The sequence below is a fragment of the Spirosoma aerophilum genome, from assembly GCF_054782495.1.
On record NZ_BAAGSJ010000013.1, the window covers coordinates 1,214,849 to 1,238,224 of the forward strand.

Below are 23,376 nucleotides of genomic sequence, written 5' to 3' on the forward strand. Positions count from 1 at the left end.
AAGATATGGCGTGTACTGTATCCCCCGGAAACACGCTTTTTTAACTTCCCCAATTCATCGGGATTTTACGTCCCGTTTCGGCGGCCTGCAGAATAGCCCCGATAATCTTCATATCCTTCCAGCCTTCTTCGCCAGAGGCTTCGGGTTTGGTTTTCGATTGTATGGCCGTAGCGAAAGCATCGATCTGAGCGATTTGCTGGTAATGGGGCGACGGCACCTCCATGGGGCCTTTGCTGGTTATCCCTTGAGCACCCGTTGCATTATAGGCCGCTTCGAGTTTAACCCAACCTCGCTCGCAGGTTGCGTAAAGCCGGTCAACGTAAGAGGAATAGGTCGTACTGCAATGCGCGATGGTTCCACCCGGAAATTCAAACTGAAAGAAAACCGTCTCATGTATATCTTTAAAATGAACCTTATCAAACGTAAAGGCCTGTGCCGTTACACTAATCGGGTCAAGATTCAGCGTACGCCGGGCACCCTGAATGGCATAAATACCCAAGTCCATAATGGCTCCTCCCCCGCCGATCTTTTTGTCGAGACGCCAGGAATTTGGGCCCGGTACCGTAAACCCCAGCCCCGATTCAATCACTTTGACATGGCCGAACGTGTTCTCCGCAGCCAGTCGACGCATTTCGAGATGGTGGGGTTCGAAGTAGAGCCGGTATCCAACCGACAGTTGCACGCCCGCTGTTTCGCAGGCGTTTATCATCTGTCGGGCCTCATTGGCATTCATAGCCATTGGCTTTTCACAAATAACATGCTTACCTGCCTGAGCTGCGCGAATGGTGAATTCGGCGTGTAGGAAATTGGGTAAAACGACGTAGATGATATCAATATCAGGGTTGTTCCGAATTTGATCGAAGGTTTGATAATTGTAGATGTTCCTGGCTGGGATGGTATATTTCTCCGCCCAGGTTTTGGCTTTGTCGGGGGAGCCGGTCACGATGCCAGCCAGATAACAGTTCTGGCTTTCGAGCAGTGCCGGTGCCAGTTGATTGGTGGCGTAATTACCCAGTCCAACCAGGGCGATGCCCAGTTTTTTCGCGCGTGGACCCTGATGGGCCAGAAGGTGCGTGGGAGCGACTAAAGCGCCACCAACGGCCCGTGTAATCAGTTGAAGGGAGTTTCGGCGGGAGATCAGCGACGACATAAAGCTACTTTTTATACACCGTCATAAGGTAGCAAAAAAAGAGCAGGAAGTTAAACTTCCTGCTCCTGATTAACCGTCTATGAGAACTATGCTATTTGTCGACAACAGGTGCTGACTCAGCGGGTTGTTTCGCCTGTGATCTGGCTTCGCCATTTTGACGCCCTTCCTCCTTCGGACCCCGCCGACGTTTCTTCCGACGCTTTGGCTTATCAGCAGGCTGGCTTTCCCCATTGACCGTCTGAACGCGAGGGGTAGTTTCCAAATTAACGGGACTCGTTGTTTCGGTGGGCTGAACACCCCCTTCGGGCCGCGGTTTACGCTCGCCCGAACCAGTCCGATTATCTTCCCGCCGACCGTCACGACGACCGCCGTCCCGTTGACCGTTGCGGCCATCGCTCCGTTTTCCGCCGTCGCGTCCGCCCCGACCGGAACCCCCTTTACCCCGCAATCCGCTGAACCGTTTTGGATCGAACACCGGCGACTTACCCATGCCCAACTCTTCGGTAATGGAGTGTTTATCGACCTCGCGTTCGATGAGCTTTTCGATATTGACGATTCGGTTCTGATCCTGATCGCTAATGAACGTAATGGCCGTTCCGGTCGTGGCAGCCCTTGCGGTACGGCCAATCCGGTGGACATAATCCTCGGCATCACGCGGGATATCGTAGTTGACAACGTGTGTCAGGTTGTCGATGTCGATTCCCCGGGAGAGTACGTCGGTCGCAACGAGTATTGGGAACGCTTTGTTTTTGAAGTCGCGCAGCACCACCTCGCGGTCATCCTGTTCCAGATCGGAACTGATACCTCTGGAATCGTAACCCAGTTTGCTCAGCGCCCGAACAATGCTATTCACTTCCGATTTGCGGGAGGTGAACAACACCATGCTCTGTACCGGCTTTGTACTGTTTTTGATCAGGTGAGCCAGTAAAGGTAATTTCTGGTTATCGAAGGCCAGATAAAACTGCTGATCGATACCGGCGGCTGGCTTCGAAACTGCTAAGCGGATCTCTTCGGGATCGGTGAGTAGCTTTTTGGAGAACTCACGAATTTTATTGGGCATGGTTGCTGAGAAAAGCAACGTTTGCCGCTTGGCCGGAATTTTCTCGACGATGTTCATAATATCGTCCGAGAAACCCATATCGAGCATTTTATCGGCCTCATCCAGCACCAGGTAGTCAATTTTGTCGAATTTGACATAGCCCAGCTGCATGTGCGCAATCAGTCGTCCGGGGGTGGCAATGATGATATCGGCTCCGGTTTCGAGGGCTTTCCGTTGTTTGTCCCAATCGTCGCCTTTGCCTCCGCCGTAGATGGCGATGCTGTTGGCCTGAACAAAATAACCAAAGCCTTCCACCTGCTCATCGATCTGCTTGGCCAGTTCACGCGTTGGCACCAGAATGAGGGTACTGGTATGGTCGTGATCGGTATGGGAGATTTTGTCGAGGAGCGGAATGAGGTAAGCCGCCGTTTTGCCGGTGCCGGTCTGGGCACTGGCGATGAGATCTTTTCCGGCCAGAATGACGGGGATGGCCATTTCCTGAACAGGAGTGGCTTTTAAGTAATTCATGGCGTCCACGCCGGCCAGCAGGTCGTCGTGAAGATTAAATTCCTGAAATGTCAAGGTAACAGCTGAATGATGGTGAAAAACCGCTGACCTTAACGTCCTGGCCAGCAAACCGCTTGATTTGAAACAAATATAACGAATTAGCAGTAAAAATACTGCATTGACAGCCCTTTCTATCACGATAACTACCCGAAACAAACTCGTTCCTCCGGGAGTCGTTATAAGTGCACCAACGCACTCCTACCTGATACCTTATGCGATCAACCATTCTGGCTTCTCTTTTCCTCATGATTCAACTGCTGGCGAAGGGGCAGCAGAATCCCACTGCCAGGCTGGAAACGGTAGCCGAGTTTGGCAGGCACCAACCTATTGGTCTGGCCGTTTCAGGACAGAACCGAATCTTCGTAACATTCCCCAAAAACCCGGATCAGTACGATTATGGTCTGGCCGAAATTGTCCGGACGACTTCAGGAAAAACAGAACGACGCCCCTACCCGAATGCCGTTTGGAATCAATGGGATTCGCTGAAGCCCCAGGAGCGGTTCATCAATGTGCAGGCCCTTTTCGTTGATCAGACCAATGCCTTATGGGTACTCGACCCGGCCAGCCCGGCGGGTCAGAAAGCGCTGCCTCAGGGCATCAAGCTTGTTAAAATTAACCTGGCTACGAATCAGGTAGAGAAAATCTACCGCTTCGAGGATTTACCCCGCGAACGCACCGGCCTGAACGATGTACAAGTCGATGCGCAACGGCACGTTGCGTACCTATCCGACCCCGGACGGGCCGCTATTGTGGTACTCGACCTGGCAACCGGCAAAAGCCGGACGGTTCTGGAAAACGATAAATCGACCAAAGCAGACCCGAACTTTGTCCTGACCATCGACGGCAAAGCGGTTCGCGACAGCCGGGGCAATCCTTTCCGAAGCAACGTCAATGGCATAGCCCTGACCCACGACTATACTTACCTCTATTTCAGGCCCATTACCCAGACCCTATTGTACCGAATTGAAACAAAGTACCTCATTGATAGCGCGTTGTCGCCGGCAGACATCAGTTCCCATGTGGAAAATATGGGTGAAACGGGTGTTTCGCACGGTATGATTGCCGATAAAACGGGCAACATCTACCTGACCGATTCGCCCGATAAAGCCATCCGCTACCTCACACCCGACCGCCACCTCAAAACACTTGTTCAGGACGACCGGCTCCTTTGGCCCGACAGTTTTGGTATTGGCTCGGATGGCTATCTGTACGTCACTGCCGCCCAGATACACCGCACTAAACGGTATAATGACGGTGCGGATAAAGTTGATTATCCCTTCCGGCTATATCGGGTGAAGTTGCCAAAATGAGACAATCGTCGGCTCATCCAGTAAACGATTATCTCCTGCTTAAAGAATAGTCTCGTATCTGAATTAATACTTCCTCCATCCACGCCATTCTCAATCCTAAGGTTGTAATTTTACGCGAATTCGTCAAAACCACATGCCTCATCGTTTACTTGTTGTCAGTCTTTTTGCCTGTATTGTTTTTCCGGCACATCTTCACGCCCAAAGCACATCTCCTTCCCTGGAGGACACCCTTCAACTCAACGAAGTCGTTGTGCGCGGTTACGCCACGAACCGCCGGTTGCTGGAGACACCGGCATCCATCGGGCTGCTTTCCCGCCGGGACTTAAACCAGCGGTTTGGTACCCCCACGCTGGTTCCGGCGCTCAACACGTTACCGGGCGTTCGGGCCGATGAACGGTCGCCGGGGAGTTACCGGTTGTCTATTCGGGGAAGTGCCATCCGGTCGCCGTTTGGGGTACGAAACATCAAAACCTACTGGAACGAACTGCCGCTGACCGATGCGGGCGGCAACACCCCCCTCAACGCTCTCGATGTGCGGGCATTGGGACGAATTGAAGTAATAAAAGGCCCCTCCGGTAGTTTATATGGAGCGGGAACCGGTGGTACCATTCTGTTCAGTGGCCTGGGCGTTCCGGCGGGGAAAACAAGTGTCGAGTTGTCGGCACTCGGGGGCAGCTACGGTCTGTATGGCAATGGCATTTCCGTTCAGACGGGCAAAAACAATTCGGCAATCTCGGTCAATTACAATCATTTACAATCCGACGGATACCGTGACCAGAGTGCTGTGGTACGCGATAATCTGAGCCTGGTCGGTTCGTTTAACGTCAGTCCCAAACGAACCATTTCCGTACTGGGGTTATATTCCGACCTCCATTACCAAACACCGGGAGGGCTCAACGAGGCTCAGTTCCGTGCCAACCCTCGGTCATCCCGTTTAGCAACCGCCACCCTGCCCAGCAGTGCTGCCCAACAGGCGGGCATCTATCAGAAAGTCGGCTATCTGGGCTTTTCGCACGAATACCGTTGGAACGACCGGATTCAGAATACAACCGTTATATACGGCTCGACCACCGATTTTGCGAACCCGTTCATTACCAACTACGAGAAACGGACCGATCAGGGTATTGGCGGCCGGACAGTGACGCAGATTCGTTTCCCGAATGGACCTCTCCCAACGGTATTTACGGTTGGTGCCGAATACCTCCGAAACTTTACCATCGTCCGCAATTTCGGCAACCGGGGTGGTATTGCCGATACGATCCAAACGGATGAAGAACTTGTTGCCCGCCAGTCGACGGTTTTCCTGCAGTCAGAAACCGAATTGCCCGCCCGCATCCGGCTGACAGCGGGCTTGAGTCGCAATGATGTCCGGTATGGCTTCACCCGCTTTTCGACGCGGGCGGCCGGAGGAGCACCGGCTATCCCGTTGGCCAGAGATTTCACCCCGGTCTGGTTACCCCGGGTTGCGTTACTCCGCACTTTCGGCCAGAACGTGTCGGCCTTTGCCAGCATCAGCACCGGCTATTCGGCCCCATCAACACAGGAAGTCCGCCCCTCGGCGGGTGGTTTCAACACGACACTTAACCCGGAACGAGGAACGAGTTATGAAGTTGGCCTGCGCGGATCAGCGTTCAAAAGCCAGTTGCGGTTTGATATAGCCGTGTATCAGTTCCGGTTAACCGAAACAATTGTCCGACGGTCTGACGCAGCGGGTGCGGAGTTCTTCGTCAACGCAGGTCGCACCGACCAGCGGGGGCTGGAAGCGCAGGTGAGTTACGATTTCCTCCCCAGTTCCTATTACACCTCACCAACGAGTGTATTCACCCTGTTACGCCTGTGGAACAGCCTGACGCTAACCCAATATCAATTTAAAGATTACAAACAGGGCAACACAGATCTGTCGAACAATAAGGTTCCCGGCGTTGCGCCGACAACGAATGTGACCGGCTTCGATGCGGAAACGAAAATGGGGGTGTATGCCCACATCACGTACCAGTTTCTGTCGCCCTTTTACCTGAATGATGGCAATACCGTGTTGGCGGACCCCACGCAGTTGCTTCAGGCGACACTGGGTTTCCGGCACAGCCTCGGCAAAAACTGGTTAATCGACGTGTATGCCAGTGGCGACAATCTGCTGAACCGAACCTACTCTTTGGGTTATGACCTGAACGCCGTTGGTAACCGCTTTTACAACGCAGCCCCCGCCAGAAACGGAGTGGGTGGCGTTCGGTTACAGGTAAAATGGTAATGAGGAGTGACGAATGAAGCGTGATAAGTGAAGAATACATACGATCTATTCTTCACTTATCACGCTTCATTCGTCACTTTCTTTGCTTAACCCAATAAATACAAAGCTTTGCTTACCGTCGCTAACTTTTCCAAATCCTACAGCGGTCAACCCGTGTTGACAATACCGGAACTGCATTTGTCGCCGGGATTTCATTATTTTCAGGGCGGAAATGGGTCGGGAAAAACGACGTTTTTCCGGACGGTGGCCGGGTTGCTGCCTTTTTCCGGAACGATTGAGTTAGAAGGCAAATTTGACATAACCCGAGACCCGGTGGCGTATCGAATGCGGGTCAACTATGCGGAAGCCGAGCCGGTGTACCCCACCTTTCTGACGGCCCGCGATCTGGCAGGATTTGTGGGCAAAGCCAAGAAAGCCCCCGCCGGACAAATTGAAGCACTGGCCGAACTTCTGGGTGTCGATACCTTCTGGACTCAGCCTACCGGCCAGTTTTCGAGCGGTATGCTCAAGAAACTGTCACTGCTGCTGGCCTTCCTCGGAACGCCCAGACTGATTCTTCTCGACGAGCCTTTAACGACCCTGGATGTGGCCACTGCCGAAAAACTATTCGCGTATATCCGGCAACTTCACACCGAGCAACATGTCTCGTTTCTGCTTACTTCCCATCAGGATATCCGTTTAACGGGCCTCCCGTTAACCAGCATCTGGCAGGTTGGCAACGGTGTTATTGAACTAACTACGTAGGCCGGGCCATGCTGACATTACTGAACCGGATTTTTGTGAGTGCTTTTTATGCCAGAAATGCGGGTACGTTTCTGGTCCTACTACTGCTTGCCTTTGGGTTTCTAAGCGCCGTGGAGCACAAAGCTCTGATCACGGCGGCTTTGGGTTCACCCTTGCTGCTGGCCATTGTATTTGTGATGTGGGGGCTGTATCTCATAAAAACGGTGTCGTTCATATGGCAGGAGTTGACCGCTCCGGAGCACCTTTTCCTACAGACAATCTGGCTCCTGCCTGCGTTAACCCGATGGTCGTTCTGGTTGATCGTTCAGGTGGGCCTGCTTTCCCCGATTATCGCCTACGGCGGGTGGATGATTCAGATTGCCAGTATCTACCAGCGGTGGGATTCCCTGACGTGCATTGTTCTTATATTAGTCGTGCTGACCATTACGGGCGTTGCCCTGGCCGATTACCGGTTACGGCACCCAAACCCTGAGGCACTTCGGCTCCCGCACGTATCGGTTTCGCTTCGCTATGAGTTGTTTTTTCCAACCTACTGGCTGCGGCACGAACCCTTGTCGCTGGTGTTGACAAAAGCCTTTTCGTGCCTTTTGCTGGCGGGTGTGTGTCGGCTCTACCCCACCGATGACTACGACCAGCGGCTCCTGCTGATCGGACTTTTGCTGGCTGTACTGGGGCACTCGCAGGTAGGCACGCAGCTGAGTGCGTTTGAGCGTAAATACCTGCTTCTGTTGCCTAACCTGCCCTTCTCACGGGTACAACGTCTCAGTCGGTATGCGGTTATGTATGGGCTGATCTGGCTGCCGGAATTATTGATACTGTTACGCAACTGTCCCATAGAAATTCGGCTGGATTACATCTTCTGGCTCTGGCTGACGGGTTGGGGCTGGATTCTGCTGCTGCACGCCCTGGCTTATCCGCAAACGATCAACCCCGAACGCTGGTTGTCAGGCGTGTTAGCCAGTTTCATTGGTGGGCTGTTACTCATTATGTTCGGAATCCCCGTGTATATCTGGCTGATTACGGGTTGGTTAGGGGCAGCAGGGCTGTGGTTCAGATTCCGCACTTAAGCGTTGAACCTAGAATCACTCTTTTCACCTGCTGAATGACCACCGCTCTTTCAGCACTTGGGCGAAGTTCTTTCCGCCAATTCCAGTGTTTGGGAATCAAGTGGGTAAATCCTGTCTATTTTCGTAAATACAACGCGATGCGTTCCTATTTTACCTACAGCTAGTTCATGGCCGATTCACAAACCTTCAATATTATCGTATTTGGCGCTTCCAGTTTTGTGGGCCAGATTATTACCCGCTACCTGTTTGACGAATACGGTATTGATGGTCCGGTGAAATGGGCCATTGCGGGCCGCTCTAAAACGAAACTATTGGCCCTACGCGATTCGCTGGGTGAGTCGGCCTTAACACTTCCTATCCTTATAGCGGACTCACAATCAGCAGAATCCCTTACCAGCATGTGCCGGCAAACCAATGTTGTTCTGTCGACGGTAGGGCCTTATGCCTTGTATGGTGAGCCGTTGGTGAAAGCCTGTGCTGAAACAGGCACCGATTATTGCGACTTAACCGGCGAAGTTCATTGGATTAAACGCATGATTGACCGGTACGAATCTGTCGCCAAACAAACCGGTGCCCGAATTGTACCCTGCTGCGGTTACGATTCCATACCATCCGACATGGGGGTTTACTTCCTGCAACAACAGGCGAAAGCTCGTTTTGGTAGGTTTTGCTCAAGCGTATCGATGCGGGTGAAAGCGGCAAAAGGTGGAGCGTCGGGTGGTACCATTGCCAGCGTACTTAACCTGATAAAAGAAGCATCTGGTGATGCCAGCCTGCGCAAAGACTTGTCAAACCCGTACCTGATTTGTCCGCCAGCCGAAAGGAAACGACCCCGGCAAACGCCCGTACTTTCCGTAAGCTACGATGAACAGGCGAAGTCGTGGATGGCTCCTTTTATAATGGCTGCGGTGAACGAACGGGTTGTTCAACGCTCTAACGCCTTTTTACACTACCATCCAAATTTCACTTATAACGAAGCCATGCTGGTCGGAAAAGGTGCGTTAGGCTATCTTGGCGCTTCGGCCGTAACGCTGGGTATCGGAGGGTTTATGCTGGCGGTAGCGGTTCGGCCGCTCCGGTCGGTAATCGCCCGTTTTTTACCTAAACCGGGTGAAGGTCCCAGCCCGGAAGCGCAGCGATCTGGCTTCTTTGTACATGACGTATACGGCCAGACCGAGACGGGGCAAACTTTACAGGTTCGCGTTTCAGGCGACCGTGATCCAGGGTATGGTTCCACGGCAAAAATGATTACCGAGGCCGCGCTCGCGCTTGCGCTGGACACGCCCGGAGAGCGTGCACCCGGCGGCTTTTATACACCAGCCACCCTGTTTGGCAATCGGCTGCTTGAGCGGCTGCAAGCGCATGCCGGACTGAGCTTTACTGTAATGCCAACCACTCCGCAGGCTTAAGCAACCGGAAACACAACACGCTGAACTTCAACCCGTTTTAACAGGGGAATTTTGACCATTTCGTTTTGGTAGCAAACCCATGTATTGCCTTTGCAGCCGACAGGCGCTGGACGACCAAAATCCCAACATTTGCCTTAAAAAAAACGATATACAAAATCAGATTGCCATTAACAGGGAAATATCAATCGAAACCCCGGGTATTAAAGCCCGTAATCAGTCTTCTTACACTATACACAATTTATAAGCGAATGAACAGACGGGAAGCAGTATCACAGGTTGCCTGGATGCTGGGCGGAGTTTTTTCGGCCCCTACCCTCCAGGCCATGAATCGGTGGGAAGAACTTGGGCCAAACCGCAGCACAGGTACTAGTCATACCGGAAAGTTTCTGACAGAAACACAGCATGAAATTATGGGTCGGGTCGCCGAACTCATCATCCCCCGCACGGATTCGTCCGGCGTGGTATCACCCGGCGCCCTCGACGTGGGGGTACCTGATTTCATGGAAATTATGCTGCGTGACTGCTATAAAAAACCTGCGCAGGATACCTTTTTATCGGGCCTTGGCGAACTGGAAAAGAATGGCTTTTTAGCCCTCCAGCCTGATCAGCAAACCACGATCCTCAAAAAAATTGAAGCCGATGCCCAGAAAGCAAACGCGCCCACTTTCTGGCTCATCAGTAAAGAACTCACCCTGTTAGGCTACTTTACTTCGGAAGCGGGCATCAAAGCCTCCTTCGATTACCAGCCCATTCCGGGAAAGTTTGAGGCTATCAAAATCAAACCGGGCCAGAAGGATTTCATGTATGGCAATCAGGCCTGACCATCGTTTACCCATTCACTTTTTTGCTTGTTGACAACTATGTACCTAAATATAAAAGCAGCCAAAACCCAGACCTACGATGCCATTGTGGTTGGATCGGGCATGACGGGCGGTTGGGCGGCCAAAGAACTGACCGAAAAAGGCCTGAACGTGCTCGTCCTCGAACGGGGTTATGAACTGAAGCACGTTGAAGACTACAAGACAGCGTTCAAAGACCCCTGGGAATTTGAGCACCGGGGGAAAATCACCAACGTAGCGGCCGAAGAGCATTACGCTACGATGTACTTTTCGGCAAAAGAGGGTTCTCAGCACATGTTTACCAACGATAAGGAAAACCCTTACATTGAAAAACGGCCCTTCAACTGGATTCGGGCCTACCATACCGGCGGCAAATCGGTAGTGTGGGGCAAACATACCTACCGCTGGAACAATGAAGACTTTATGGCAAATGCCAAAGAAGGTCTGGGGGTCGACTGGCCCATTCGCTACCAGGATCTGGTTCCCTGGTATAACTACGTCGAGAAGTTCGTCGGCATCAGCGGTCAGGCCGAAGGGCTGGCCGTCTTACCGGATAGCCAATTTCAGCCGCCCATGGCCATGACGGCTCCGGAAATCCATCTCAAGAAATCGGTAGCCCAGAAGCTGAACCGCCCCATCACCATCGGGCGGGTTGCCCACCTGACCAAGCCCCAGCCAATGCATACCGCGGTGGGTCGAGCCACCTGCCAGTTTCGCAACCGCTGCACGCGGGGCTGTCCGTTTGGGGCCTATTTCAGCTCCCTGGCCGCTACCCTGCCCGCTGCCCGTCAGACCAATCGGATGACGATTGTGCATAATGCCATCGTGAAGGAAATTATCCTGGACGATAAAGCGCAGAAAGCCAAAGGTGTGCGGGTAATCGACCAGAACACCATGGAGGTCATGGACTTTTACGCCAAAGTCATTTTTCTGAACGCCGGAACGATTGGTTCGACCTCCATTCTGATGAATTCAAAATCGGCCCGTTTTCCGAATGGACTGGGCAACGACAGCGACCAGCTGGGCCGTAACCTGATGGACCACCACCTGGCCATTGGCGCGCGGGGCGACATCGACGGGTTCGAAAATGACTATTTCTTCGGCGCCCGACCAGGCAGTTTGTACATCCCCCGTTTCCGGAACTGGGGCAACGACAAGCGCAGCTACCTTCGGGGCTTCGGCTACCAGGGGGGCGCTACCCGTGCCGACTGGTCGAGGGGGGCGACGGAGACGGGCTTTGGTGCTGACTTCAAGAAGAAAATGACACAGCCGGGACCCTGGAAGATTAACCTGAGCGGCTTTGGCGAGGTGCTGCCCAACCCGAATAACCGCTTTTACCTGAGTGAAGACAAAACCGATAAATGGGGACTACCACAGGTAGTCTTCGATGCGGATTTTGGCGAGAACGAACTGGCGATGCGGAAAGACATCATGAACGATGGGGCTGAAATGCTCGAAGCAGCCGGATTCAAAAATGTGGTTGCCTACGATAATCCGGTTGCCCACATGGGCCTCGGCATCCACGAAATGGGAACCGCCCGGATGGGTAAAGACCCCAAAACGTCGGTGCTGAACAAGTTTAATCAGGTTCACTCCTGCAAAAACGTCTTTGTAACGGACGGATCAGCCATGACTTCTGCTTCGAACGTAAATCCATCGCTGACCTACATGGCCCTGACAGCCCGGGCGGCCAACTATGCCGTCGCTCAGCTAAAAGCACACAATCTTTAGGGCTGGAGAATACTCAACGGACCACCCTTCCCGGTGATTACGCTTACGTATAAAATGGAAAGACGAGATTTTATAAAGACGACCGGACTCCTCGGCGGGGCCTATGCCCTGCCGGGGTCGTCAGTCCTGGCCAATGCGGTTTCCGGGGCACTGGCTCCTTCAGAAACCTTCTGGCTCGATGGACCGATGCGGTGGGCCCAGCTGGCCTTTGTGGAGCGTGACCCCGGCCATTATGACCCCGATTTCTGGCTCAGTTACTTTAAGCGTATCCATGCCGATGGTGCCCTGCTCAGCGCCGGGGGTATCGTTGCGTTTTATCCGACCCAGATTCCACTGCACCATCGCAGCGATTTTATGGGCAATTCCGACACCCTTGGGTATCTGGTGGAGGGCTGTAAAAAACAGGGGATGAAAATCATGCTCCGCACCGATCCCCACGCGGCCCGGCAGAACGTTTATGACGCGCACCCCGACTGGATTGCCGTTACCGTCGACGGACAGAAACGCCGTCACTGGGCCAATCCTGACCTATGGGTAACCTGCGCCTTGGGGCCGTACAATTTCGACTTCATGACCCGGGTCAACCACGAGATCATGGAAAAATTCCAGCCCGAAGGAATTTTTTCAAACCGCTGGCATGGTCATGATATCTGTTACTGCGAGCATTGCAAAACCAATTTCAAGGCCTTCTCGGGACTTGAGTTGCCCCAAAAAGCGGAGAAACTGGATACGACCTACCGCAAATGGGCCGACTGGCGCATGAAGCGGCTCCGTGAGGTATGGTCCCTCTGGGATACCGACATTCGGAAGCAAAAACCAACCGCCCGTTTCATTCCCAACGGTTTTCCGGATAAAGTCATGACGGGTAAAGAAGCCGATCTCTTCTTTGCCGATCAGCAGGCCAGGCGCGGACTTACCGCTCCCTGGGCCAATGGAAAAGGGGCGAAAGAACTCCGGTCAACGCTCGGCATGAAACCGCTGATCGGCATTTTCAGCGTCGGGATTGAAGAGGAATATCGCTGGAAAGATTCCGTTCAGAACGACGCCGAAATTCGAATCTGGGCGGCTGAAGGGACGGCCAACGGCATGCGCCCCTGCTTCGTGAAATTCGGGGGCGACATTTACGACAAGCGCTGGATGGAAGCCGTAGCCAAACTGTATGAAGGCTACTACAAAAACGAAAAATACCTGCGTAACACCGCTCCTATGGCTCGTGTTGGCGTCGTGTATTCCGAACAAACCGATCGAAACTACGGCGGGAAGCCGTGGCAGCTGAAACCCGGTGACCACCTCGATGGCATGTACCACATGCTGGTAGAGAACCGCATTCCGTTCGACATGGTGAACGATCGGTTGTTAACACCCCAGGACCTGAAGCGGTTTAAATTACTGATACTGCCTAATATTGCAGCTCTTTCCGATGCACAGTGCCGGCAGATTCAGGCGTTCGTCAGCAAAGGGGGTAGTGTTGTAGCTACTTTCGAAACATCGCTCTATGATGAAGATGGAACACAACGCCCGGATTTTGGTCTCGCCAGCCTGTTCGGCGTTTCCTACGACCAAAAGGTGGAAGGACCCATGCGCAACAGTTACCTGCAACTGCGCCATGAGGTTAAAAATAGCCAGACCCAGCAAATTCTAAAGGGTCTCGACGATACCCCACGGATCATCAATTCCATTTTCAAAGTCAATGTAAAACCGACGGCAACCTTCCCCAGTCCAATAACTCTTATTCCCACCTACCCCGATCTTCCGATGGAAGACGTTTACCCACGCGTGGCCGAAACGGATACGCGGGAGTTGTACCTGCGTCAGGTAGGCAAAGGGCGGGTTGCTTACATTCCCGGTGATCTGGACCGGTCTTTCTGGCAGCTACTCGGTACCGATCATGGTCAATTACTGAGCAATATTATCAACTGGGCCCTTGATGAAGCCCCCATTACTACGATTGAGGGGCCGGGCGTCATTGATGTGAACGTCTGGCGACAGGAAAAATCAATGACCGTCCACCTGGTCAACCTGACGAATCCAATGATGATGAAAGGACCCTTCCGGGAACTGATACCGGTATCCGCTCAAGTTACGGTTCAGGTTCCTGCGGGAGCCAAAGTGACCGGGGTGAAGCTGCTCATGAGCGGTCAAGCACCAAAATTTGACCTAAAAGGGGGTAAACTCTCCGTGGCCGTCCCTAAAATCCTGGATCACGAAATTGTAGCCCTTGACTTGGCCTGATCAGGTTATTTGTCCTGGAGAAACGACCGGTCTTGTAGTAAGCCAACCGATCAATTCTCTCGTTTTCAGTTTTCTCCATATCTATGATGCCAACCCGTATCCTCATTGCGCCAAATGCCTTCAAACACAGTCTAAACGCGACCGACGTAGCGCTGGCGATTCAGGAAGGATTACAAAGCAGTCGTCTGGACTGCGTGTGCGAATGTTTTCCCGTTGGGGATGGTGGGGATGGAACGGGTGAACTGATGATCCGGAAACTGGCGGGCGAACGGGTTTCGGTCCACGTAAACGACCCGTTTAACCGCACAATATTTTCATCGTTTGGACTGGTCGATACCGGCGAAACGGCCATTATTGAATTGGCGAATGCATCAGGTATTCAACTGGTTGAACCTCAGGAACTGAATCCCCTGCGGGCTACCTCGTTCGGAACCGGCGAACTGATGAAGCAGGCGCTGGACAAAGGCGTAAAAAAAATGGTGCTGGCGATTGGTGGCTCCGCTACAGTAGATGGCGGCACCGGCATACTCCGGGCGCTGGGTATCCGGTTTCTGGATGCCTCCCAATACGAGTTAACCTTCCCTCAGGACTTGATCCAATTGACTCAGATCGACTTGTCGGCCATCGACCCGCGCGTGTTAGGTTGTGAGATAACTATACTTTGCGACGTGGACAATAAGTTGCTGGGTCCTGAGGGGTCGGCTGCTGTTTTTGGCCCGCAAAAAGGTGCCACCCCAGAAGGCGTCAACCAACTGGATGCCAGCCTGGCCACCTTTGCGAAAGTAGTTCAGCAACAAACGGGTATCGACATGGCCGCCGTCCGGCATGGGGGTGCCGCCGGGGGGGTGGCGGCCGGACTTTACGCCCTGTTAAATGCCCGACTTGTCCATGGTATCGACTTTTTTCTGGAGTTCACCAGTTTTGGGAAAGCCGTTGCCAGTGCCGACATTGTCATCACCGGCGAAGGCAGTCTTGACGAACAAACACTTCACGGAAAAGGGCCGTTTGGCGTAGCTCAACAGGCGAAGGCCCGTCAACTACCCGTCATCGGCATTGCAGGAAAAGTACCTCTTACCCAAAATGAGACAATGGGTCAGTACTTCGATGTACTCCTGGCGATCGGTAATGAACCGACCGACCTGAACACCGCGCTTGCACATACCCGCCAGAATCTGGTCCGCTTAGCCAAGCAGATCGGAACATTACTGGCGATGAAAGGCCGGTAATAATTGGGGATTAACCGCTGATTTTAATCAACCAGGCCGGACTACCCTTTTTACGAACATTCCCCCTAATAACATATACGAGCACAATCAGGAGAGATAGGCTTATCATGCCCACTAAACAGAACAAAAGTTCTTTCATTCCTATCGTGGTCGTCTCCAAAAAGATACAAGAAAGTACGACTAATAAGACCGTTAAAAGCTGGTTGTTTACTAGTAATCTCATCTCCGTTGACGTTTAAAATAGTTATGTGTTTATATATCATTCAAATATAAAATATATCTATAGTTTACGATATTAAATTTTCATATACATTTTTCCACTTGAACCAGGTAAAAATTTAATCTCTCTTCATACTGAAATGACTCTCAAACAAAGTTCTACCGGGCCGTAATAGCATCCAGGATTGACGTTATTCGGGCAGCCGTTTCTCCGGTGCTGGGACTCTTGCCTTCCCCCCGCAGCTCATTTACAATTTGTTCGATAAGGGGCTGCTGGACATGCTCGGGAAAGGGTATCGTGTATTCCTCAACACCGGCTTCGGTCTCGACACGGATGATAAATTTCTCAAAGAAGCAGAATGTAAGTTTGCCTTTTGACCCGATGAACTGTGTCTGGTCGATGCGCTGCGCTTTGTTGACGGTGAAACACCAGCTTCCACTCCCCAAGACGCCCGACTCAAATTCAAAATTGGCTACCACAAGATCATCAGCCGGGTATAATCCCGCCTGATTTCTGGCTATACCGCTGGCCGCTTTGATCGGACCAAGCACAAATTCCAGAAAATCGAACTGATGAGAAGCTAGATCGTGAAATAGTCCCCCTCCAGACACTTCGGGTGAAACACGCCAGTTTGGCTGACTATCCCCTGACTTAATTATAGGTTGTTGGTGTACCTGAATGATCACCGACCGAATGTCGCCGATAACGTGCTGATCGATGAGTTCTTTGACTTTCAAAAAATAAGGCAGCGACCGCCGGTAAAATGCGACGAACAAGGGGACACCCGTTTCGCGGCTGACCTGATTCATGGCTGCACACTCCCCGGCATTGAGGGCCATCGGCTTTTCGACATAAACCGGCTTTCCAGCGCGCATCGCCCGAATAGCGTATTCAGCATGGCTCCCGGGGGGCGTCGCTACATAAATTGCATTGACATTAGGATCATTGATGAGTGCATCGGCATCGTCGTACCAGGTCGGTACGTTATGGCGACGGGCATAATCGGCGGCTTTTAGGCCGTCTCTCCGCATCACCGCGACAAGCGATGAGTTAGGGACTTTGTTGAACGCAGGTCCGCTTTTCACTTCGGTTACGTCTCCACAACCGATTATACCCCATTTCAATTGGTTCATGATTTCTGGATCAAAACAGGCAAAAGCAGCTAAGCGTGAAATACTATCGACCTTATCGCTGTCGGATCTGTCAAATGTATGTCCTGTTCTTGGTAACGGAGATGACCAGTGAAACCCATACAGGCCGCTATGCAGCTCCTATTGCCACAGTTTTTAGGGTACCCGCGTAAGGTGGAAAGTAACTTAGCCCAACACATGTCGGGCTATTTATGGTGTGGATAGGAAGCGAAACGCTGGCCCTTTTGGAGCCAGCGTTTTTTATATCAATACGGTTAAACTCTGTTTTGCCCTAGGCCATCAGTTCTTCCCAATCAGCTTTTTTTCTGTTTTGCGGCCAGGGCCTGTTTCCCGGATATTTCGGTAATGGCCGTAACCAACCGGTCGAGGTCTTTGGTACTGTGGTAAATATGGGGCGTCACCCGAACACCGTGGATATTTTCCCAGTCGATTCCGGACGTGTGAATTTTGTACTTGTTCATCAGTTGGCTGTCGACCTCACTGGTCTTCATCCCATCGATGGAAAACAGGGCAACGGCTCCCGCATATTCGGGTTTAAATGAGGTGTGGAGTTTAACACCCGGCAGTTCACGCACCCGCTCCATCCAGTAATTTTTGAGAAAATGCGCTCGGGCAAACTTCCGGGCGGTGCCAATGCTATTGTGAAAATCAACAGCGGTACCAATAGCCATCTCGGAAGCAAAGGATCGCGTGCCCAGCGTTTCGAACTTGCGGATATCCGGCCCATCAGGTTCATTGCTCGACAGCAGGGCCCACACGTTCTTTATTTTGTTCTGTCGAATATAAAGCATGCCGCTGCCAAAAGGGGCGCAAAGCCATTTGTGTAGGGAGGTAGCGTAGTAATCCGCCCCAAGGTCGGGAATCTTGAAATCGAAAAGGGCGAACGAGTGCGCCCCATCGGCAATTACCTCGATTCCCCGTTTGTGTGCAGCATCGGCAATTTTACGAACCGGCATTACCTGCCCGACCCAGTTGATCATGTGTGTTACGTGCACCACTTTCGTCCGGGGCGTAAACGCCTTAATGTATTGTTCGGCAAGCGCATCGTCATCTTCACTCGGCAGTGTCAAGTCCAGATAAACCAGTTTGATACCATCCCGTTTTTCCCGTTGTTTCCAGGCATTGAGCATATTCGGGTAATCCTGTTTCGTCAGAATCACCTCATCACCCGGTTTTAAATTCAACCCAAAGATGACCGTATTCAACCCCTCGGTGGCATTCCGGTTGATCGCGATTTCCTCGGTTGAACAGCCACCTAAATCGGCCAGTTTTTCGCGCAGGGATTCGCGTCCCTGGTCCAGAATGCGCCACATGTAGTAGGATGGCGCTTCGTTACAATACTGGTAAAACCGAATGTGTGCATCCTGCACAACTTTTGGCTGCGGACAAACTCCGCCATTGTTGAGGTTAAGCAGATTGGGGGATACTGTATATTCTGATTTTACCCACGCCCAGAAATCTTCATCCTGTGCCCACTCGGTAGCCGATTTCGTCGAAGCATCTGCCATGGAAATAGGTTTGGCAATGGATTCAGGAAGGAACTGCGGAAGGGTGAGCGCACCGGTCGCTGCGGCTGCCGTTTGACGGAAGAATGTTCTGCGAGTTGACATACAGGGAAGACGATAGAGGTTCTGAAGATCGATACACAGTAAAACTATACCGTTTTCTACTCAATATCAAGCAATAACGATTTTCAATATTCTGTCCTTCCTTTCTCTCACCGGGTTTAATACACGAAGCCAAAGAGAAGAACGGTTAATAAATCGAGCCTGAGCTCATTACCGAACAGCTGGCGTTTCTTTACCGGTCGTTAAGTAATGAGTTCAGGCTCGAAAGCAGCTACCTCTTTAAATTCAGAGTTGTTTACAGCTTAAGCATCGAAAGCGTTGTCGCCGGTTGACCATTGGCTATAACCCGCACCAAATACTGTCCTGTTGGCAATCCTCCCATGTTCAGTTTGATCTGGCCATCACTAAACTGGTACGAGGGAGTAACCAGCGTTCGGCCATCTGCTGACATCAACGTTAATCCCAATGTCGCGTTGGTGTATTTTACAGGCACCTGAATCGTAACGTACTCGATAACAGGATTAGGAAACACTTGCCAAGACTGGGTAACTTCTTCCGCAGCAACAGCTGCTATCCGGCTACCCGAAGACTGGCAGGAAACAGTGGAGGTAAAAAACGGCGCCGGTGCCCCGGCAATTTGAATCGATACGGTATGCGTACCACTCGACCGCAACGTTGCCGGCACATCCCACTGAAAAGCGTGTTGCCCGTTATCACCAAAGGCGGTAGCTAAATCCTGCCGAAACTGGGATGCCTTTATCGTTGCTACGACCGTATTATCCCAGGACATGATCACCGAAACAACGCCATTGGCAACGGCAGCATCCCGCGCCCAGCCATATTGCCGCTCACAATCACTGATGTCCACCGACCCTACGGGCATCGTAACCGAAGCTACCGGCGTCGTAGGCGGGGTTGGCGTTGGAGGAGTCGGTGTGGTGGGCGGGGTGGCGGCATTAATAACCAGTTGAGCCGTGGTTTCCACCCACAGCCCGCCCGGGTCAGTCGCCCGGATGGTCACTGTCGTCGTGCCCGCACTGGCGGGCGTACCGCTAAGGGCCAGACCCGAGGCCGATAGACCCGCCGGTAATCCGCTGATCGTGTAAGTTAGCGTGTTGCCGTCAGGGTCCGAAAAACTAGCCGCTGACACACTGGCCGTGTAACCCTGACCGACCGTGCCCGCGGGCAAACTGACCGTAGCAGCCACCACCGGAGCCCGGTTGGCGGGCGTGGGGGGTGGTGAAGGAGTAGCACTGGCCGGGCAGTTGAGCGAGAAGCTGCCGTTGGTCAGCACATAGTTGCTGCCCTGCACCCGAACCGTCACGTTCACCGGACCGCCCGTTTTGAGAGCATCGGGCGTATTAAGGCTGTAACCATGGTTGCCGTTGCCGAAACCCGCGGCCTGCAGGTCATTCCGGTAGCTGGCTGCCGATTGGGTCAGCACGACGGCCCCGTCTTTGACCACCTCGATGGTGATGGGCTGGTCGGGTACGGAGCTGTTGAAGACCCAGCCGTTGATGCTTGAGCAGGACTTGCCATCCACAAAACCGCTGTAGTTGCCTCCACTCGGATTGGTCGTGGGGGTGGTGGGTGTTGTCGGAGTCGTTGGGGTTGGAGGGGTCGGCGTTGTGGGTGGGGTGGCGGCATTAATAACCAGTTGAGCCGTAGTTTCCACCCACAGCCCGCCCGGGTCAGTCGCCCGGATGGTCACCGTTGTCGTGCCCGCACTGGCGGGCGTGCCGCTAAGGGCCAGACCCGAGGCCGACAAACCCGCCGGTAATCCGCTGATCGTGTAAGTTAGCGAGTTGCCGTCGGGGTCCGAAAAACTAGCCGCGGGCACACTGGCCGTGTAACCCTGACCGACTGTGCCTGCTGGCAAACTGACCGTAGCAGCCACCACCGGAGCCCGGTTGGCGGGCGTGGGCGGTGGCGAGGGAGTAGCACTGGCCGGGCAGTTGAGCGAGAAGCTGCCGTTGGTCAGCACATAGTTGCTGCCCTGCACCCGAACCGTCACGTTCACCGGACCGCCTGTTTTAAGAGCATCGGGCGTATTGAAGCTGTAACCATGGTTGCCGTTGCCGAAACCCGCAGCCTGCAGGTCGCCCCGGTAGCTGGCCGCCGATTGGGTCAGCACCACGGCCCCGTCTTTGACCACCTCGATGGTGATGGGCTGGTCGGGTACCGAGCTGTTGAAGACCCAGCCATTGATACTCGAGCAGGACTTGCCATCCACAAAACCGCTGTAGTTGCCTCCACTCGGATTGGTTGTTGGGGTTGTTGGGGTTGGAGGGGTCGGCGTCGTGGGCGGGGTGGCGGCATTAATAACCAGTTGAGCCGTGGTTTCCACCCACAGCCCGCCCGGATCAGTTGCCCGGATGGTCACCGTTGTCGTGCCCGCACTGGCGGGCGTGCCGCTAAGAGCCAGACCCGAGGCCGACAGACCCGCCGGTAATCCGCTGATCGTGTAAGTTAGCGTGTTGCCGTCAGGGTCCGAAAAACTAGCCGCGGGCACACTGGCCGTGTAACCCTGACCGACCGTGCCCGCGGGCAAACTGACCGTAGCAGCCACCACCGGGGCCCGGTTGGCGGGCGTGGGGGGTGGTGAAGGGGTGGCACTGGCCGGGCAGTTGAGCGAGAAGCTGCCGTTGGTCAGCACATAGTTGCTGCCCTGCACCCGAACCGTCACGTTCACCGGACTGCCCGTTTTAAGAGCATCGGGCGTATTAAGGCTGTAACCATGGTTGCCGTTGCCGAAACCCGCGGCCTGCAGGTCGCCCCGGTAGCTAGCCGCTGATTGGGTCAGCACGACGGCCCCGTCTTTAACCACCTCGATGGTGATGGGCTGGTCGGGTACCGAGCTGTTGAAGACCCAGCCATTGATGCTTGAGCAGGACTTGCCATCCACAAAACCGCTGTAGTTCCCACCACTCGGATTGGTCGTCGGGGTGGTGGGTGTTGTGGGTGTGGTAGGCGTTGTTGGCGTCGTGGGTGTGGTGGGCGTCGTGGGGAATGGGTCATCCCCTGTTTTGTGCGCAATAAACACCTCGGACATCTCACCTGTTCGGGCGGGAGAGGTTGAGTTGATACGTACCCTTACCCGACCATCAGCCGCAACGGGGAGTTGAATATCGAGCATATTATCGCCCACCCGACTGCCCACACCTAAATCAGCAATCAGGTCGCCGTTTTCTTTCAGGAGCTGGACTTTATACTGGTTATCTTCCCGAACAGGTGCGGTTGCCATAAATGGGATCTGAATATGATCCCCACCGTTACGATTTAATGGAAAAATATATCCTGTAGTAATCGAGGGGGTAGACGAAGGCTTTGAGGGCTGACAACGAGCGAAAAAGTCATCAGATAACGCCTGATTCCATAAATCGGCAAACAATGGATAGGCACTATCATTAATATGCACATTATCAAACCGATACGTTGGACCGTTGTACTGATCGGTGGAAACTCCCGCAAACGCATTACTGGTTTGAGCAACGAGCTGGTTTTGCGCGTTGATTATGGCTTGATCCGTTTCGTGTCCCACGTTGACTCCATAGTAAGACACTTTGGAGATCATCCAGCCCAGGTTGCCAAGGCCAGTTTGCGATCGTGTTTTATTGATTAAGGTGGTAATGTTCGACACGTAGTCGCCCTGGGATGTAACGCCATTATCACTCTCTCCCTGGTGCCAGAGTATGGAACGAATGCCCGTGCGTTTAATAAAATACGAAAGCGTTATTCCCAGTGGACGATAAGGTGCCTGTTTATTTAAGGAACCAACATTTTCCACCCCATTGGCTGCATCCCGCCAGTTGGCCGACGATGTTCCGGGATAGGAAGCGCCCAGAAATAGGACCGGTACCCCCAACCGGGCAACCAGCTTGTCGCCCAGTCCACCCCAAACCAGCATCGCATTATGAGGGCCTATAGGCATACCAGCCCCCGCCTGAACAAAGGATTTAGGCAGGTTCTGCTCATCAACTGTTCCGGCCGGGAAATTGAAGTAATTCAGCGTCGACACGCGGTCATCCTGAGCCGTCAGATTCTGCGCGTAGGGGGAGCCGTATACATTCGATTGCCCCGCCACGACAAACACTTCACCAACACCAAACCGGTCCAGCGACCAGTTACCCACCTCAGAACTACCCGACATGGCACGAACCTGAAGGGAGTACCAGCCTCCTGACAAATTTACCGTCCCGGAAAAAGTACCATTTGATACCGAACCAAACGTTGCCCAGTCCCTCGACTCCCCTCCGTTGATAGCTGTTACACGAATCTGGACACGATCGGCTGATGTAGGGCAATTACCCTGAACGGGTACATTCGTCCGGTTATCCTGCCCCCGTTGGAAGACGATTCGGGAGAGCGGCATAGTGAGCTGAGAATAAGCAGCTTTGTGGACGAATAAGCCAAAAAATAGAAGGAGAAAAGAAGAGATTTTCTTCATAAAGTACAGTACAATCCCAGGAAACCTTTGTTATTAAGCGGATTAACTTATTTACAATCAATTAGTTTATTTACCCTATAAACTTACTAACATATTGACAACTAATTTAATTTTTAATATATTATTAATATATCATGTAAATATTTATACATTCGCCAGGTATGGCGTTTGAGGTAACGGTATTCTATTCAGTAATGGAAAAATAGCAGGGTAAAAAGGCCATTAGCCCTGATTGTCAAAATTTTAACATATCCTGTTTATAGCTGACTTCACTAAAAAGATTATTTGTAAGCGTTAGAAAAACTACTTTTTCCGCTTGCAGCACGATCGGATAATTGTTTAATTATTTATTCTGGAACGTAAATTAATTCTATCGATCAAGTCTGATTTTGCTTTTTTGAACAACGCTGTAGTTTACTACTTAAAAA

The 23,376-nt window shown here is 52.7% G+C and carries 14 protein-coding genes; 9 read left to right on the forward strand and 5 right to left on the reverse strand.

Annotation, left to right across the window (positions count from 1 at the left end; all coding sequences use genetic code 11):
- Positions 1-40: 40 nt before the first annotated feature.
- Together ACYVK4_RS16505 and ACYVK4_RS16510 are read right to left on the reverse strand one after the other, a co-directional pair.
- Complete coding sequence (locus ACYVK4_RS16505; protein WP_461128621.1) at positions 41-1,150, reverse strand: Gfo/Idh/MocA family protein; 1,110 nt, start codon at positions 1,148-1,150, stop codon at positions 41-43.
- 91 nt (positions 1,151-1,241) lie between these two features.
- Entirely contained in the window at positions 1,242-2,717 is a 1,476-nt protein-coding gene (locus ACYVK4_RS16510; RefSeq protein WP_461129609.1) for a DEAD/DEAH box helicase, read from the reverse strand.
- Positions 2,718-2,968: 251 nt separating this feature from the next.
- Here ACYVK4_RS16510 and ACYVK4_RS16515 point away from each other — a divergent pair, with 251 nt between their 5' ends.
- The 9 genes from ACYVK4_RS16515 to ACYVK4_RS16555 all read left to right on the forward strand — a co-directional run bounded on the left by ACYVK4_RS16515 (position 2,969) and on the right by ACYVK4_RS16555 (position 15,562).
- The gene (locus ACYVK4_RS16515) at positions 2,969-4,066 is read left to right on the forward strand and encodes an L-dopachrome tautomerase-related protein (protein WP_461128622.1); all 1,098 of its coding nucleotides are present in this window, start codon (positions 2,969-2,971) and stop codon (positions 4,064-4,066) included.
- Between the two features lie 133 nt (positions 4,067-4,199).
- Positions 4,200-6,314: a TonB-dependent receptor gene (locus tag ACYVK4_RS16520; protein ID WP_461128623.1), complete on the forward strand. Its 2,115-nt coding sequence runs from the start codon at positions 4,200-4,202 to the stop codon at positions 6,312-6,314.
- Between the two features lie 108 nt (positions 6,315-6,422).
- Entirely contained in the window at positions 6,423-7,058 is a 636-nt protein-coding gene (locus ACYVK4_RS16525) for an ABC transporter ATP-binding protein (RefSeq protein ID WP_461128624.1), read from the forward strand.
- 8 nt (positions 7,059-7,066) lie between these two features.
- Positions 7,067-8,125: a hypothetical protein gene (locus ACYVK4_RS16530; protein ID WP_461128625.1), complete on the forward strand. Its 1,059-nt coding sequence runs from the start codon at positions 7,067-7,069 to the stop codon at positions 8,123-8,125.
- A 167-nt stretch (positions 8,126-8,292) separates the two neighbouring features.
- Complete coding sequence (locus ACYVK4_RS16535; protein ID WP_461128626.1) at positions 8,293-9,534, forward strand: saccharopine dehydrogenase family protein; 1,242 nt, start codon at positions 8,293-8,295, stop codon at positions 9,532-9,534.
- 248 nt (positions 9,535-9,782) lie between these two features.
- Positions 9,783-10,355: a gluconate 2-dehydrogenase subunit 3 family protein gene (locus tag ACYVK4_RS16540; protein WP_461128627.1), complete on the forward strand. Its 573-nt coding sequence runs from the start codon at positions 9,783-9,785 to the stop codon at positions 10,353-10,355.
- A 39-nt stretch (positions 10,356-10,394) separates the two neighbouring features.
- On the forward strand, positions 10,395-12,104 hold the full coding sequence (locus ACYVK4_RS16545; protein ID WP_461128628.1) for a GMC oxidoreductase: 1,710 nt from the start codon (positions 10,395-10,397) through the stop codon (positions 12,102-12,104).
- 54 nt (positions 12,105-12,158) lie between these two features.
- The gene (locus ACYVK4_RS16550; protein ID WP_461128629.1) at positions 12,159-14,336 is read left to right on the forward strand and encodes an alpha-amylase family protein; all 2,178 of its coding nucleotides are present in this window, start codon (positions 12,159-12,161) and stop codon (positions 14,334-14,336) included.
- A gap of 83 nt (positions 14,337-14,419) precedes the next feature.
- Positions 14,420-15,562, forward strand: coding sequence for a glycerate kinase (locus ACYVK4_RS16555; RefSeq protein WP_461128630.1), 1,143 nt, complete (start codon positions 14,420-14,422; stop codon positions 15,560-15,562).
- Between the two features lie 378 nt (positions 15,563-15,940).
- On the opposite strand, the gene ACYVK4_RS16560 is transcribed toward ACYVK4_RS16555, so the two are convergent.
- The 3 genes from ACYVK4_RS16560 to ACYVK4_RS16570 form a co-directional block, all read right to left on the reverse strand.
- Entirely contained in the window at positions 15,941-16,915 is a 975-nt protein-coding gene (locus tag ACYVK4_RS16560) for a Gfo/Idh/MocA family protein (protein ID WP_461128631.1), read from the reverse strand.
- A gap of 311 nt (positions 16,916-17,226) precedes the next feature.
- A complete protein-coding gene (locus ACYVK4_RS16565) occupies positions 17,227-18,543 on the reverse strand; it encodes an aminotransferase class V-fold PLP-dependent enzyme (RefSeq protein ID WP_461128632.1) in 1,317 nt (438 codons plus the stop codon).
- A 253-nt stretch (positions 18,544-18,796) separates the two neighbouring features.
- Entirely contained in the window at positions 18,797-22,873 is a 4,077-nt protein-coding gene (locus tag ACYVK4_RS16570; protein ID WP_461128633.1) for a putative Ig domain-containing protein, read from the reverse strand.
- Positions 22,874-23,376: the final 503 nt, after the last annotated feature.

Bases quoted from the DNA above. Each gene is read 5' to 3' on its own strand.
- ACYVK4_RS16570 (WP_461128633.1), bottom strand. From the start codon at position 22,873: ATGCCGCTCTCCCGAATCGTCTTCCAACGGGGGCAGGATAACCGGACG.
- ACYVK4_RS16560 (WP_461128631.1), bottom strand. From the start codon at position 16,915: ATGAACCAATTGAAATGGGGTATAATCGGTTGTGGAGACGTAACCGAA.
- ACYVK4_RS16540 (WP_461128627.1), top strand. From the start codon at position 9,783: ATGAACAGACGGGAAGCAGTATCACAGGTTGCCTGGATGCTGGGCGGA.
- ACYVK4_RS16530 (WP_461128625.1), top strand. From the start codon at position 7,067: ATGCTGACATTACTGAACCGGATTTTTGTGAGTGCTTTTTATGCCAGA.
- ACYVK4_RS16505 (WP_461128621.1), bottom strand. From the start codon at position 1,150: ATGTCGTCGCTGATCTCCCGCCGAAACTCCCTTCAACTGATTACACGG.
- ACYVK4_RS16550 (WP_461128629.1), top strand. From the start codon at position 12,159: ATGGAAAGACGAGATTTTATAAAGACGACCGGACTCCTCGGCGGGGCC.
- ACYVK4_RS16555 (WP_461128630.1), top strand. From the start codon at position 14,420: ATGATGCCAACCCGTATCCTCATTGCGCCAAATGCCTTCAAACACAGT.
- ACYVK4_RS16520 (WP_461128623.1), top strand. From the start codon at position 4,200: ATGCCTCATCGTTTACTTGTTGTCAGTCTTTTTGCCTGTATTGTTTTT.
- ACYVK4_RS16510 (WP_461129609.1), bottom strand. From the start codon at position 2,717: ATGAATTACTTAAAAGCCACTCCTGTTCAGGAAATGGCCATCCCCGTC.
- ACYVK4_RS16535 (WP_461128626.1), top strand. From the start codon at position 8,293: ATGGCCGATTCACAAACCTTCAATATTATCGTATTTGGCGCTTCCAGT.
- ACYVK4_RS16565 (WP_461128632.1), bottom strand. From the start codon at position 18,543: ATGTCAACTCGCAGAACATTCTTCCGTCAAACGGCAGCCGCAGCGACC.
- ACYVK4_RS16515 (WP_461128622.1), top strand. From the start codon at position 2,969: ATGCGATCAACCATTCTGGCTTCTCTTTTCCTCATGATTCAACTGCTG.
- ACYVK4_RS16545 (WP_461128628.1), top strand. From the start codon at position 10,395: ATGTACCTAAATATAAAAGCAGCCAAAACCCAGACCTACGATGCCATT.